The 13,994-nt window shown below is 56.9% G+C and carries 10 protein-coding genes, 1 tRNA gene and 2 pseudogenes; 12 read left to right on the top strand and 1 reads right to left on the bottom strand.

What is annotated here, in order from left to right:
- Positions 1-616: 616 nt before the first annotated feature.
- The 8 genes from O5O48_RS03410 to trfA all read left to right on the top strand — a co-directional run bounded on the left by O5O48_RS03410 (position 617) and on the right by trfA (position 7,588).
- Positions 617-1,384 carry an ABC transporter ATP-binding protein gene (locus tag O5O48_RS03410; RefSeq protein ID WP_228245752.1) on the top strand — a complete coding sequence of 256 codons (768 nt, stop codon included), beginning with the start codon at positions 617-619 and terminating at the stop codon, positions 1,382-1,384.
- Between the two features lie 11 nt (positions 1,385-1,395).
- A complete protein-coding gene (locus O5O48_RS03405) occupies positions 1,396-2,145 on the top strand; it encodes an ABC transporter substrate-binding protein (RefSeq protein ID WP_228245753.1) in 750 nt (249 codons plus the stop codon).
- Positions 2,146-2,187: 42 nt separating this feature from the next.
- Entirely contained in the window at positions 2,188-2,880 is a 693-nt protein-coding gene (locus tag O5O48_RS03400) for an ABC transporter permease (RefSeq protein WP_269688154.1), read from the top strand.
- Positions 2,877-3,581 (top strand): ABC transporter permease, encoded by a 705-nt coding sequence (locus O5O48_RS03395; protein WP_233048825.1) that lies wholly within the window; start codon positions 2,877-2,879, stop codon positions 3,579-3,581. Before O5O48_RS03400 ends, O5O48_RS03395 begins: the two co-directional genes overlap by 4 nt.
- A 10-nt stretch (positions 3,582-3,591) precedes the next feature.
- Positions 3,592-4,797 (top strand): class I SAM-dependent methyltransferase, encoded by a 1,206-nt coding sequence (locus tag O5O48_RS03390; protein WP_269688153.1) that lies wholly within the window; start codon positions 3,592-3,594, stop codon positions 4,795-4,797.
- Positions 4,798-5,134: 337 nt separating this feature from the next.
- Positions 5,135-5,210, top strand: a tRNA-Thr gene (locus O5O48_RS03385).
- Positions 5,211-5,316: 106 nt separating this feature from the next.
- Positions 5,317-6,387: a site-specific integrase gene (locus O5O48_RS03380; protein WP_269688152.1), complete on the top strand. Its 1,071-nt coding sequence runs from the start codon at positions 5,317-5,319 to the stop codon at positions 6,385-6,387.
- Positions 6,388-6,784: 397 nt separating this feature from the next.
- Positions 6,785-7,588, top strand: a complete 804-nt coding sequence (gene trfA, locus O5O48_RS03375; RefSeq protein WP_269688151.1) for a plasmid replication initiator TrfA — start codon at positions 6,785-6,787, stop codon at positions 7,586-7,588.
- A gap of 390 nt (positions 7,589-7,978) precedes the next feature.
- On the opposite strand, the gene O5O48_RS03370 is transcribed toward trfA, so the two are convergent.
- Positions 7,979-9,169, bottom strand: a complete 1,191-nt coding sequence (locus tag O5O48_RS03370; RefSeq protein ID WP_269688150.1) for a UvrD-helicase domain-containing protein — start codon at positions 9,167-9,169, stop codon at positions 7,979-7,981.
- A 69-nt stretch (positions 9,170-9,238) separates the two neighbouring features.
- Between O5O48_RS03370 and O5O48_RS03365 the strand changes: the two are divergent.
- The 4 genes and pseudogenes from O5O48_RS03365 (at position 9,239) to O5O48_RS03355 (ending at position 13,534) form a co-directional block, all read left to right on the top strand.
- Positions 9,239-10,462, top strand: a pseudogene (locus O5O48_RS03365) (IS256 family transposase).
- Positions 10,463-10,503: 41 nt separating this feature from the next.
- A pseudogene (locus O5O48_RS17740) lies at positions 10,504-10,629 on the top strand (helicase); the annotation flags it as partial.
- A gap of 104 nt (positions 10,630-10,733) precedes the next feature.
- Complete coding sequence (locus tag O5O48_RS03360) at positions 10,734-12,743, top strand: DUF262 domain-containing protein (protein WP_332367354.1); 2,010 nt, start codon at positions 10,734-10,736, stop codon at positions 12,741-12,743.
- 20 nt (positions 12,744-12,763) lie between these two features.
- Positions 12,764-13,534 carry a hypothetical protein gene (locus tag O5O48_RS03355; RefSeq protein WP_228247658.1) on the top strand — a complete coding sequence of 257 codons (771 nt, stop codon included), beginning with the start codon at positions 12,764-12,766 and terminating at the stop codon, positions 13,532-13,534.
- Positions 13,535-13,994 lie beyond the last annotated feature (460 nt).

Here is a 13,994-nt window from a genome sequence, read left to right as displayed (position 1 = left end):
TATGCTGCTTATCCCCGGGTTTTGAAGGGACTCCTTCTGGCTGGCGATGCGGGGGAATGGCTCTGCTCACTTAGTACTCATCACCGTTTGGTCGTGCTCTGGTATTGGCCAATAATACCCTGCTGGTTTTCGTTCGGTTGCGCTTGAAGGTGCCGCCGGGGGTGATAGATGAAACCTCTGTTGGCTGGTGCGTCACGGTTTTTTCAGATGAAAAGCAGCCCGTCCCCTCTTGAGTTGAGTACACCTAATGCGTACACTGCCGCGCTTCCGAATGACCGCTAGGCGGCATTCTGCAAGGGGTTTCAAGGTGGTCCCACTGGTCGGCGGTTCGATTCCGTCCCCGGGCACCACTATTTAGAAAGCCCGCTGGCAACCCCAGCGGGCTTTTTTGTTTTTAGTGATTCGAGGCGTCTGGCATCGGGGTTGGCAAGACTCTTGCCTGTTAATTGCCCGGTGTGACCGAACGGCTGATCTTGGTCATGGTTGGCAGCTGTGCTAGGTTTGCCATCAGTACCGCACTCGGATGACTGCATAGGGAACGCTTCCCGATGGCATCGCACCACGAGTGTGATAGCCCCATACCTGACGGCCAACACAGCCTGGTGGATATTGATACGTGACTTCACCCGCTCTGGAAGTGCGCAACCTGCACAAACGTTACGGCGACCTTGAGGTTCTCAAGGGCGTTGATCTGGTCGCCCGCGACGGCGACGTTATCTCGATTCTCGGCTCTTCCGGGTCCGGCAAGAGCACCATGCTGCGCTGCATCAATCTGCTGGAGAACCCCCATCAAGGGCAGATCCTGATCGCTGGCGAAGAGCTCAAGCTCAAGCGCAGTCGGCAGGGCGACCTGGTTGCCGCAGACAACAGCCAGATCAACCGACTGCGTGCCCGCGTCGGTTTTGTCTTTCAGAACTTCAATCTCTGGCCGCACATGAGCATCCTCGACAACATTATCGAGGCGCCGCGCCGTGTGCTGGGCCAGTCCAAGGCCGAGGCCGTTGAGGCGGCTGAGGCCTTTCTTGAGAAGGTGGGGATCGCCGACAAGCGCCACGCCTTCCCGGCACAGCTTTCCGGTGGTCAGCAGCAGCGCGCAGCGATTGCCCGCACACTGGCCATGCAGCCACGCGTGATCCTGTTCGACGAGCCTACCTCCGCCCTCGATCCCGAGATGGTGCAGGAAGTATTGAACGTGATCCGCGCGCTGGCGGAAGAGGGGCGTACTATGCTTCTGGTAACCCACGAGATGGGGTTCGCCAGGCAGGTATCGAGTGAAGTGGTATTTCTGCACCAGGGGCAGGTCGAAGAGATCGGCACTCCGGAGCAGGTATTCGGCAATCCCGTTTCCGAACGCTGCCGACAGTTCATGTCAAGCCATAAGTAAGGAGTCCTTCCATGAAGCAATACAAGAAAGTCTTGCTGGCAGTCGCCACAGCGTTGTTTGTAAGTGCTCCCGCCGTTGCCGAGAGCCTGCGTATCGGCACAGAAGGGGCCTACCCTCCCTTCAACCAGATCGACGCCAGTGGAGAGGTTGTCGGCTTTGACCTGGATATCGCCAAGGCACTGTGTGCCGAGATGCAGGTCGAGTGCACCGTTGTGACCTCGGACTGGGATGGCATCATTCCGGCTCTGAACAACAACAAGTTCGACTTCCTAGTCGCCTCCATGTCGATCACCGACGAGCGCAAGCAGGCGGTAGACTTCACCAACCCCTACTACACCAACAAGCTGCAGTTCGTTGCGCCCAAGTCGTCTGACTTCGCTACCGACGAAGCAAGCCTGAAGGGCAAGACCATTGGTGCGCAGCGCGCGACCATCGCCGGCCAGTGGCTGGAAGACAATCTGGGTGATGTGGTCGACATCCGCCTGTACGACACCCAGGAGAACGCCTACCTGGACATGAGCGCGGGCCGTATTGACGGTGTGCTGGCCGACAACTTCGTGCAGTACGAGTGGCTGCAGAGCGATGCTGGCGCAGACTTCGAGTTCAAGGGCGAGCCGGTGTTCGACAACGACCAGATCGGTATTGCCGTGCGCAAGGGCGACCCGCTGCGCGAGCGTCTGAATGCGGCGCTGCAGACGATCGTCGAGAACGGTACCTACGAGACCATCAACGCCAAGTACTTCCCCTTCAGCATCTACTGATGACCAGTCGGGCCCTGCGGGGCCCGACCTGGATGTAAACTCATGCCTGATCTTCAAGGTTTTGGTCCAGCCCTGCTCGAAGGGACCTGGATGACTCTACGTCTGTCACTGGCCGCGCTGGTGTTCGGCCTGCTGTTTGGCCTGCTGGGTGCCTCCGCCAAGGTCTCCGGCAATCGCGTTGCGCGGTTGTGCGGCGGCTTTTACACGTCGGTTGTGCGTGGCGTGCCGGAGACCGTCTGGGTACTGATGATGTACTTCGGCACGGTGTCGGCGATGAATGCCATCGGTGCCTGGTTTGGCAATCCGACCCTGTCACTGAGCCCGTTTGTTGCTGGTACCCTGGCGCTGGCGCTGTGCTTTGGTGCCTACGCGACCGAGGTGTTCCGTGGTGCGTTGCTGGCCATTCCCAAGGGGCAGAAGGAAGCCGGCCTGGCGCTGGGCATGTCGAACCTGCGGATCTTCTGGCGCATTACTCTGCCTCAGCTCTGGCGTGTGGCGCTGCCCGGGCTCGGTAACCTGTACCTGATCATGCTCAAGGATACCGCGCTGGTCTCGCTGATTACCCTTGAAGAGATCATGCGCAAAGCCCAGACCGCGGCGAATGCGACCAAGGAACCGTTCACCTTCTATCTGCTGGCCGCGTTGATCTACCTGTTCCTCACGGTCTTTATCATGGCAGCGATGCACTGGTTCGAGCGTCGTGCCAACCGGGGTTTTGTGAGGACTGAACTATGACCTGGGCCGAACGCTGGGCGCTGATCGAGCGCTTTTTGCCGCAACTCTGGGACGGTACCCTGGTTACCCTGCAGCTGGTCGGGCTGGCGGTGGTCATCGGTCTGTTTTTTGCCATTCCCCTCGGGCTGGCGCGGGCGTCGCGGCACTGGTATATCCGGGCGCTGCCCTACAGCTACATTTTCTTCTTCCGTGGCACACCGCTGCTATTGCAGCTGTTTTTGGTCTATTACGGCATCTCCCAGTTCGAAGTCGTGCGCAAGAGTTTCCTCTGGCCCTATCTGCGCGAGCCATACTGGTGCGCGCTGATCACCATGACCATGCATACCGCAGCCTATATCGCCGAGATCCTGCGTGGCGCGATTCAGGCGGTACCGCCGGGTGAGGTCGAAGCTGCGCGGGCGCTGGGCATGTCCCGCCGTCAGGCGCTGCAGTACATCATCCTGCCACGTGCCATTCGCATCGGCCTGCCGGCCTACGGCAATGAAGTGATCCTGATGCTCAAGGCCAGTGCCGTGGTCTACACCATCACCATGATGGACATCATGGGTGTAATCCGCACCATCAACTCGCGCACCTACCAGTACGAGCTGTTCTTCCTGGTGGCCGGGGTCATGTATCTGATCATCACGCTGGTCTTTACCCAGCTGTTCCGGCTGGTCGAGCGCTGGCTCAAGGTTGACGCCAGTCGCCCGCAGCGCTGACCCCTGCGGCGTGGATCTGCTCACGCGGTTCACCCGCCTGACGGACTGGCTGCAGCGCCATCAGGCGCTGTGGCGAGCCCGACCTTTCACAACCCCTGTGCTTGCGTGGGAAGCCGACTGGCCCGAATTGGCCGGCTGGTTGCGCGCACGCTCGCTGGCCGATGCCGAAGCGGCGCAGTCGCAACCGGTCCAGCTTCTGGGGGCGCCGGAGCCATTTGGCCAGCTGGCCGCAGAGGCGCAAGCGCTTTGCGTGCTGCCGCGTTGGGAGGCCGCCGTTTCCCCGTCGGTGCCCGAGCTGCTGCACCGTCACATCCCCGGCCGCAAGTGGCAGCAGATTACCCGCTTTGCTGCGGTAGCCACCGCGCGCACGCCGGCGCCGGTTGAACGTTGGGTCGACTGGTGTGCCGGCAAGGGTCATCTGGGCCGGTTGCTGGCCTGGCAGAGCGGTTGCCCGGTCTGCTGCCTGGAGTGGGATGCCGAATTGAACCGCGCCGGCGCCGAACTGAGTGCGCGGCTGCAGGTTGATGCGCAGCATCTGGATGCCGACGTCATGCAGGTCAGCAATGCCGAACGACTTGAACGCAGCGATACGCTAGTGGCGCTGCATGCCTGTGGCGATCTGCATCGACAGTTGATCGAGCAGGTAGTTGCTCGTCAGTGCCGACAGTTGGCGCTGTCGCCCTGCTGCTACAACCGCATCGCCGGCGCGAGCCACCAGCCGCTGTCGCTGGCCGGAAAGACGGCGGCGCTGCCGCTCAGCCGCGATGAGCTGGGGCTGGCACTGCAGCAGAGTGCCACCGCCGGCGCCCGTGAGCTGCGCCAGCGTGACCGCTCGATGGCCTGGCGGCTGGCGTTTGATCACTGGCAGCGTGAGGGCAGGGGAGTGGATAGCTACCTGCCTACCCCGTCACGTGCGCCCGGCCCGCAGCCACAAACGCTCGCAGACTTTTGCCTCGCCATGGCCGCTTACCACGACCTGCAGCTGCCGGTACCGGCGGACTGGCAGGCGCTGGAAGCGCATGGCTGGCAGCGCTTGGCCCAGGTACGCAATCTGGAACTGGTTGGCGGCCTGTTCCGGCGTCCTTTGGAGCTGTGGCTGGTGCTGGAGCGGGCTCTGTATCTGCAGGAGGCGGGCTATCGGGTGCGGCTCGGCGAGTTCTGCGAGCCGGCACTGACACCGCGCAACCTGCTGTTGCTGGCTCAGCGGGATAACTGACAGGCCATCACCAGCCTATGTACCGCTTGCGCACAGACTTATCCACAACTTGTGTGTATCTGTGGTTATCCACGCCTTCTGTGCATAACTGTGTTGATGAGGTTGTAGTAACTACCTCAAAGCGAGAATCCACGCGGCTTTGCGGTGTCAGGTCAATTGTTGATCAGTTGTGTTTGATGCATGAAAACAAGGGCTTGCGTAGCCTTTATGAAGTGTTGATCGAAAAGTCATGCACAAGTGGACGAACGGTATCCACAGGAAAAAATAGAGGATAATCAGCGCCTGCACGCCGCTGATCTCTTTACACAGAAATTTGGCGATATATAATGCACCCCGCGCCGGTATAGCTCAGCTGGTAGAGCAACTGACTTGTAATCAGTAGGTCCCGAGTTCGACTCTTGGTGCCGGCACCAGACAAATCAAGGGCTGCAGCGATTCTGCAGTTTTTGACCCCGCATTCAGATGTTCCCGAGGTACAGTTTCAGTACAGTCGTACTGATCGCCACCTCGGAGAACAGCATGGCAACGATCGTCAAAACCCCCTCTGGTACTTGGAAGGCTCTCATCCGCAAGCACGGATGGCCTACCACCTCGAAGACCTTTCGTACAAAACGTGATGCCCTTGACTGGTCCCGGCGTGTCGAGGATGAGATGGTGCGCGGCGTTTATATTCAGCGCACAGCCTCCGAGCGTATGACGCTCGAACAGGCACTCAAGCGCTACCTCGCAGAGGTAAGCCCTACAAAAGCCCCTAAGACCGCCCAAAGCGAGATTGGCAGCGCGAAGAAGCTCATGGAAAAGCTTGGTAGCTACTCATTGGCGGCGCTGTCAGCAGAAGTCATTTCCGAGTATCGCGATAAACGTCTATCAGAGCGCACCAGGCGTAAAACCCCGGTTAGCAACAATACGGTTCGGTTAGAGCTTGCTCTTCTCAGTCATCTCTTTAATACCGCCATTCGAGAATGGGGGGTGGGGCTTTCTGGGAATCCGCTGCTAAACATTAGAAAGCCTTCCCCTGGTGCTGGTCGAGATCGTCGTCTCAGTGTAAGTGAGGAGGCTCGTTTGTACGCTGCGGTTGATGCTCACACCAATCCCTTTTGGGGTTGGATCGTCCGTATCGCGGTAGAGACAGGAATGCGGTCTTCCGAAATAACGGGGCTACGCATAGATCAGGTTGATGTAGCCCGGCGAATTGTGCGGCTGGACAACACCAAGAACGGGTCCTCGCGTCTGGTGCCCCTTAGCCGTGAGGCGACCACTGTATTTAGGAAAGCCTTGGGCCACCCAATCAGGCCGCTCGATACTGATCTGATCTTTTTTGGGGAGCCAGGTAGGGACGGGAAGCGCCGGCCTTACGTTTTCTCGAAATGCTGGCGAGCGCTCAGGGCAGAACTTGGGATGTCGGACCTGCGTTTCCACGACTTGCGACACGAGGCCGTTTCACGGTTCGTCGAGGCGGGGCTATCAGATATGCAGGTTTCCGCGATCAGTGGCCACAAATCCATGCAAATGCTGCGGCGCTATACGCACCTGCGGGCTGAGGACTTGGTTGCCACCATTGACGAGCTTGATGAGAGGGGGCGGGGGTAGGCCTGTCGATCCGTGAAATTAGAGTGATTTTCGGTGTTCAAATATTTTTTTTCGAGTTGAGCCGAGAATCGCCTAAAAAGGACCCGATTTAGGGGCCCCCCTTCGCACTATTAGTGAAACACCTCTGAAATTGGAGTTTCACTATCATGCATAACCCCGACACTGTGTCTGTGGCAAAGCTTGAGGCTCAATTAGTCTCACTCTATGGCATCCTGCTCACGCGTGAGCAGCTTGCTAATGTACTAAATCGCAAGGCCAGCGGGCTCAGTTGGGAGCTGGGCAGGGCTGATAGCAGTCTTAGACAGATCCTTGAGCCTGCAACATTGCGAATTGGCCGCAGAACATTCTATCGGGCACCTGATCTGGCGATCATCCTTGCGGGGGGGATTGCCCCTTAATGGCTGGCAGATTGAGAGGGTTGCTCGATGCTGGTGGTGTTTCGATCCAACCCTGGGCCCGTGACTGCGTGGGCGTGCCTAACGCTATCATTCGCTCAGCACTCTTTGCCGCCATACCAGACCTGTCTGAGGAAAGAGACCGCTACTTTTATTGCGACCGAGAGGTCCGTGGCCTAAAAGGCGTGCGCGTGCTTCATACCGGGCCTCAGTTATGCCAAGCGGATTTGGAACTCTGGATGGCGTTGCTAGCCCTTCTCCATCAAGCCCCGTTCGGGCAAACGGTCAGGTGCCGCATGAGTAAGGTTCTGCGTGCTCAGGGTCTCACTGACAGTGGAAAAAATCGAGATAAAACCTGGGCGAGATTGATGCGGTTGAGCAAGACGAATCTGACAATCGAGGGCACGGGCTTCAGGTACGTTGGCAATCTCGTCTATTCCGCAGAGCTCAATGATTTTGGAGTGCTGGAGGTTAGTTTGAGTGAGAGAATGGCAGCCATGTTCTCTGCAGGCCGCTATACACTGCTCGATTTAAGAATTCGGTTGGCTCTGCGCGGCCAGCCGCTTGCTGGGTGGCTGTATGGTTTTTATGTATCTCACCGGGACCCCTACACCCTCAAGGTCGATACCCTTCGAGAGCTTTCAGGCAGCACCGTGGCGTCACGGGATAAATTTTGCCAGCAATTGCGGGTTGCTCTGGCAAGGGTCCAATCGGCGGCGGAGGAAAACGCAAAATATTGTCAATTCGAGGTAGAGGGGGGAGCTCAAGGGCGAGTAAGTTTTTTCTGGTTAAAGAGGCCGTTCTAGCCGGTAGGTGGGTCCGTTCTTAACGGTAGAACTCTGTCCTAGGCGGTAGAACCGGCCGTTCTGAGCGGTAGTTTTTTCCGTCCTTGACGGTAGAAAAGTCCGGCCTCAGCGGTAGGGGTGCTCGGGTGGTTTTCCAGTAAGCTGCCGATTATAAAAGAGTTTTCCTCTACGGCTGTGTTTGCTAGTGGTTTTTACCTGCAGTTTACAAGTTATCTAACAGGGGAATGGGTAATTGCGCTGACTTGACCACCTGTTTGCGTTCGATTTGACCGTCACGCCTTGCGATCGTAACCGGCAGAAATCGGCCAAAAGCGGACTGATTTGCTAAAAACTGAGAGGGGGCTCACAGGCGCCCCAGAAGTCTCTGCCCTATGGATCTATGGCGTCAGATCATTTTGCTGGAATGTATCTACCCGTACCGATGATGGTGAGGGACTTCGCCCCACGTGTCATCGCGACATACAGATGCTTAGCGTCAAGCGAGTCTGCATCGAGGACGACTGCATGGTCGTATTCCAGGCCTTTGACCAGCAGCGTTGTCCCAATGAGCTTCCTGTGGCTGAGAGGTCGCCCCGTATGTCTCATTTCGCGCTGATACAGGTTTGCGGCCTCTGAGAGAGTTGCTCCCTCTCCATCTATGTGTAGCTGGAGCACGTTGAGTAAGCGATACAGGAGGTCACGGCGATACGGCGATGTTTCTGGATTTGAATTCAACGCCAGGTAAAACGACTTGAGGTGGCTGCTTGATGGGTTGTTGAGGTAGTCATTCGCCGCATGCAGGACCAAGGGGTGCTTTGTGGTTCTACTAAGTTTCGCCACCTCGCCTCTCTGGGTTCCAGCAGTCAAAGCCTTGGTCACGCCAGTAAAACACTTCTTCGCAAAATCCAAGACGATAAGAAATCCTGCTTGGGCAGTCTTCGCGGCTCCTAGCTTCTTGATGAATAAGTGAAGGTCTTTGCCTTCAACTTCCTCGATAGAAGAAAATCGACCTGCCATGCTTCGGGCCAAACGGTGGGTCTTATTCTTGGACCTGGGGTCCCCACCGTGCAGAGCAATCACGCTCTCGTTGTGCCCTAGCTGGCCGCAGAGCGATGAATGCTGTTTGGCCTCCAGGAACGCGGGGGCGGTTTCAGCGTGAATCACGCTGCGTGGCAGTCCATCAACTAGATCAATTTTCTGCCCCAGCTCAATTTGCTTCCGCGCCTCCTTCAGCCAAGCGCCCAGCTCATGTGCTTCAGCCTGCTTCCAACGCCAAGGGGTATCTAGCTCGCCCAGGCGTTCGAAAGTAGGGTAGACACTTTCGTTCCAGTCCACAGGCTTACCATCCTCAAAGTCGAAGATGGCCTGCAGAGGATCGCCCAGGATCCGGCAGTGAAAGACATCTGCTAAGGCACAGACCAGAGAGTGCTGAGAATCGGAGCAGTCTTGGTATTCGTCTACATAGACTCCCGTGTAAGTGGCCGATACGACACGGCGAATGAACTGCTTTTTCAGCAATCCAGAGCAGCTTTCATAGAGTTTGTTCCACTGCTTGCCGGTCGGGTTTTCAGTCGCCCAGCCGGAGCTTTGGGGGTAGGCCAAGCAAGGAGGTGTACGAATTTTTGTGTAACCGGCTAATGAGCGACACTGTCGCTCCGAACCGGAGACACGATGAGCAAGAAACTACATCCCATCACCGACGAGCTGCTGGATCAGCTCTTGGCCAACTATCAAAAACCTGAAGACCTGATTGGTGCCGAAGGCATCCTCAAGCAGCTGACCAAAAAGCTGGTTGAGCGTGCGCTGGATGCCGAGTTGACTCACCATCTGGGGCACGACAAGCATCAGCCGGTCGGTAACTCGTCTGGCAATACCCGCAACGGCTTTAGCCGCAAGAAGCTCAAGGGCGAGTTCGGCGAGCTGCCCATTGAGATGCCGCGTGATCGGCATGGCACCTTCGAACCGCAGATTGTCGAGAAGCACCAGACCCGCTGGGTGGGGTTCGACGACAAGATTCTTTCGCTGTACGCACGGGGCATGACCGTGCGCGAGATTCAGGCACACCTACAGGAGATGTATGGCGCCGAGGTATCGCCCAGTCTGATCTCCTCGGTGACCGATGCCGTAACCGATGAGGTGAAGGCCTGGCAGTCACGGCCGCTCGACGCGGTCTATCCCATCGTCTACCTCGACTGCATCCACACCAAGGTGCGTGAGGGTGCCGTGCGGGTGAAGGCGGTTTAACTGGCGCTGGGCATCAACCTGGCCGGGGAGAAGGAAATCCTCGGGCTATGGATCGCCCAGAGCGAGGGTGCCAAGTTCTGGTTGCAGGTGGTGACCGAGTTGCGCAACCGTGGCGTGCAGGACATCTTCATCGCCTGCGTGGATGGCCTGAAGGGCTTCCCCGAGGCCATCGAGGCGGTCTTCCCGCACACCAGCGTGCAACTGTGCATCGTGCATATGGTCAGGCACAGCCTGAACTACGTCTCTTGGAAACGGCGCGCCGAGGTAGCGGCTGACCTGAAGCGGATTTACCAGTCCAGCACGGCGGACGAGGCTGAGCTGCGCCTTGGCGAGTTCGAAACCAAATGGGATGACGACTACCTGCCAATTGGTCAGTCCTGGCGGCGCAACTGGGCTCGGATCACGCCGTTCTTCGACTTCCCACCGGAGATCCGCAAAGTGATCTATACCACCAACGCCATTGAGTCGGTGAACATGAGTTTGCGCAAGATAACCAAGAACCGCGGCTCGTTCCCCAGCGACGAGGCGCTGCTGAAACTGTTCTATCTGGCGCTACGCAACATCAGCAAGAAATGGACGATGCCGATCCGTGACTGGAAAGCGGCACTGACACGCTTTACGATCAGCTACGAAGGCAGGCTGCCACAGTAGTAACCCCATCCCCGGTTACACAGAATTCTGCACACCCTCCTAACGACTGGGCTATCGAAACCATGGGCAACTCCAAGTATCCGCTTGAGCTGTTCCAGCGAGTGGTCACCGTCAGCCTGGAGACTCAAAAAATCGTCAAGGCGCTGCCTGCTCTCGACATCGGCTAGGGCAACTGACGTCATTGATTATTGAAACGCAGATAAGGAATTCAGCATGCAACCCAGCAAAGCTACGGTGACTAGCTTATTCAGCACCCCCTCATCAGTATCAGATCCCGATTTTTCAAAGGGGTTATGTCTGGACGCTGGAGAAGCAGGTCGGCCCCTTGTGGATTGACATCCAGGACCGAGCAGATGCTGTCCTGGAGCAACAAGCGTTGGCATCTAACGGTAATACTGTGGCATTGAAGCCATTACAGAAGCACTTTTTGGGCTCCATTGTGATGACACCGGTCCCTAACAGTTTCGGCAGAGTGCCTGCCTTTGAGGTGATCGATGGTCAGCAGCGTTCCACTACGTTACAACTCCTGCTGCTCGCTTTTCGCCAAGCTGCACGTGAGTTGGTGGGTAGTCCCATACCGCAAATGCTCGATGGTTTGGTACGAAACCCCGGCCCTTATCAGCGCGTAGAAGACCATTACAAGGTCTGGCCTACTCAGGCGGGGCAGGATGAGATGCGACGCCTGAATGACACGGCTACTAGCATCAAAGACATATGCGCCATGTATCCGGCACGAGATGGCCGTGCAAAGCTTGAGCGGCCTTTGATGGTGCAGGCTTATCTTTACCTCTACCACGCTTGTCTCGCTTACATGCGGGGTGTCGATCTCTCCGATGTCGTAGACCCTGCGGCTGACCCTACGTTCGGGAATACGCTGATCGCGGATATCCGCCGCCATGACGAGGTGTCACCGCTGAAAGCCGATATACAGCTAGAGCCAGAGCGCGCTCAGGCGCTCTATATGGCTTTGTCCGATCACGTGCAGATCATGACTCTGACGCTGGAAGTTGAGGATGATCCTCAAGTCATCTTTGAAACACTCAATGCACGAGGAGAACCGCTACTGGCGTCTGACCTAGTACGCAATTTCGTGTTCCTCGAAGCTGCTCGACAGGGGAAGCCTGTTCCACAGTTATACGAGCGCTACTGGAGCCAATTTGACCTTGTCGCGACCACCGGCAAAGGTGTCTCCGCCAATGCTTACTGGAGGGAAAAGGAGCGCCAGGGGCGTCTGACCTATCCGCGCATTGATCTATTTTTCTACAACTACGCGACTTTGCGTAGCCAGGAAGTGACCCTCGCCAACCACGTATTTCAGTCATTCAAAGCATGGTGGCAAAAACAGCCTCGTGATCTTGAAGGCGAACTGGAGCAACTGGTTACCTCCAGCCGCCACTTTCGGGAGCTGGTATCTCCCGAGGGAACTGGGTACTTGGCTGAGTTTGCTCGGTTGGTTAAATCACTAGATGTGGGTACGGTCACGCCGGTTTACCTCGCACTGCGTGAGCAACTAGCAAGCGATAGCGACGAGTTGAAACAAGCGCTCGGTGATCTAGCGTCCTATCTGACGCGCCGAGCGGTATGCGGTTTGACTACCAAGGGCTATAACCGCTTTTTCATGCGAGTGCTTCAAGCTGTGACGGGGGCGCCAGAAGCTCCGCACATGGCTCTTCGCAAGGTGCTTTTAGTGGCAACAGCACCCAGCGAGGTTTGGCCAGAGGACGCGCTCTTTAGCGACAAATGGTGCCATCGCCGGGTATACGAGGAGCTTCGGCCCGCAAAAACGTGTGCTGTCCTTCGGGCACTGGAATATGCAGCCCGTGGCCCCCAGCAAGGGAGCAACCATGTACCAACCCAGTCTGATTTGACCGTCGAGCACGTATTGCCACAGAGCTGGGAAGCCCTCCCCTTTTACCAGGTCGAAGGTATGAACGAAGGACAGCGTCAACTCAGAGAGGCTGCTGTTCATAGTTTTGGGAATCTGACACTTCTGACTCAGCCGCTGAACAGCTCAATCAGCAATGGCCCCTTTGCTGATACCGTAGGTGTTGAAGGCGAGCAGGTTCTGGGCAAACGATCTCGGCTAGGTCAAAGCGCTCTTCTGTTGAATACCTACTTCCACCAGGCAGAGCTTGCGACATGGGACGATCTGGCCATTGAAAGTCGAGCTAAAGCCCTGCTGAAAGCCGCGCTACTTGTGTGGCAGAAGCCGGTAGACGGCACCGCCGCACCCGTTGCGGTAGCGTCGGCGATCTCCAGGTGCCCAGCTCAGGACGTTTGATTGCCCGATAAGGAGGCAGTGTGAGAGATCCACATGTAGAGGCGGTCTACTTCAAGGTCAGCTCCGGCGAGGACATCTCCTACAAGGATCCGGATCCATTGACGTTCCAGAACCATCTTGGCGAGTACTGTCTCTCGGACGGAGTGCTGAAGGTTGTCCCAGCCGAGCATTTTGGTAGCGGCCAGGAAGCTTGCCAGGCTATTGACGGATTTCTTCGTGCTTGGGAGATTGAGGCGGATCTCAAGAAGAATCCTGGAACGATTAGATTCACATACTCCCACGTTGATTTGATTGATCGTAATCCCCCGCCACCAGGAAAGCCTCAAGTTGTACAGGCCGTAGGCATCTGCTCAGGGGTTGCTATCGCCGATAACTTCCATTTCCATGTGGCTCTTGGGCGTTACCCCGAACCGCCAGAGCGCTTTAGTGCGTCGGAGCATGCCCAACATGCCTATCGGCGATGGTTGAGCTACCGAAATGGGCAGGAGCCATTGCAGGCCATGGCGTACTTCGTCATCACGCTCGTCGAGCGAATTGCAGGCAGCAGAGCAAAGGCCTGCGAACTGTTTAAAATCGATATGGCAGTGCGTACCAAAATGGGCGATCTGTGTAGCGAACGCGGTAGTGCCTTGACGGCCAGGAAAGCACAGTCAGCGGGCTTTGATGAGCTTTCCCCTATTGAAAAAAACTGGTTGGAGCAAGCGGTCAAGCGACTGATTCTCAGGCTGGGAGAGCAGGCTTCTGGTCAGTCCCTGGATCAGATAACTATGGAGAATGTTGAGCAGCTTTGAACTGCTCAGCTAATGGCGAATGTAACTGTCGTGCCTACCGCGACCATTGTTTGGGCCATAAGTGATCGCACAAAAAGGCCCGCGCTGAGCGGGCTTGGAATGTGTCCGAATACGTGTGTCTGCAGGGGCATGTCTCGGGTGCGGTAATATAGTTCTTCACAACCTACGTTGATAATGAGCATTCCATCTATGGCTCTGCCACCGCTCAGGTAGGGCGGCCCGTGCGTAATCAGGACGTCGGTGTCATCTGGAATAAGACCCCACTGTGATCTCAAAGAACTCCCTCGATCTAGCATGAATGCGCCTCCGTGAAAGCGGGGTGTCCACGGTGATCCCCAGAACTTAACTCCCCCGATTTCTACTCCGCTGTCCTGAAGGTAATGGGTGGTCGGAAGCAGTTTTGGAATCAGCTCGGGGTGCTTTTCGATTGCATCGTCGTGATTGCCGGCAACCAAAATTT

The sequence above is a fragment of the Halopseudomonas sp. MFKK-1 genome, assembly GCF_027474385.1.
In the GTDB taxonomy this organism is placed as follows: domain Bacteria; phylum Pseudomonadota; class Gammaproteobacteria; order Pseudomonadales; family Pseudomonadaceae; genus Halopseudomonas; species Halopseudomonas aestusnigri.
Note: the sequence above shows the minus strand (reverse complement) of the source record. Positions and strands in the feature narration are given on the sequence as shown.

What these genes read in the sequence shown, in the direction of transcription:
- O5O48_RS03405 (WP_228245753.1), top strand. Translation starts at nt 1,396, where the DNA reads ATGAAGCAATACAAGAAAGTCTTGCTGGCAGTCGCCACAGCGTTGTTT.
- O5O48_RS03400 (WP_269688154.1), top strand. Translation starts at nt 2,188, where the DNA reads ATGCCTGATCTTCAAGGTTTTGGTCCAGCCCTGCTCGAAGGGACCTGG.
- O5O48_RS03395 (WP_233048825.1), top strand. Translation starts at nt 2,877, where the DNA reads ATGACCTGGGCCGAACGCTGGGCGCTGATCGAGCGCTTTTTGCCGCAA.
- O5O48_RS03380 (WP_269688152.1), top strand. Translation starts at nt 5,317, where the DNA reads ATGGCAACGATCGTCAAAACCCCCTCTGGTACTTGGAAGGCTCTCATC.
- trfA (WP_269688151.1), top strand. Translation starts at nt 6,785, where the DNA reads ATGGCTGGCAGATTGAGAGGGTTGCTCGATGCTGGTGGTGTTTCGATC.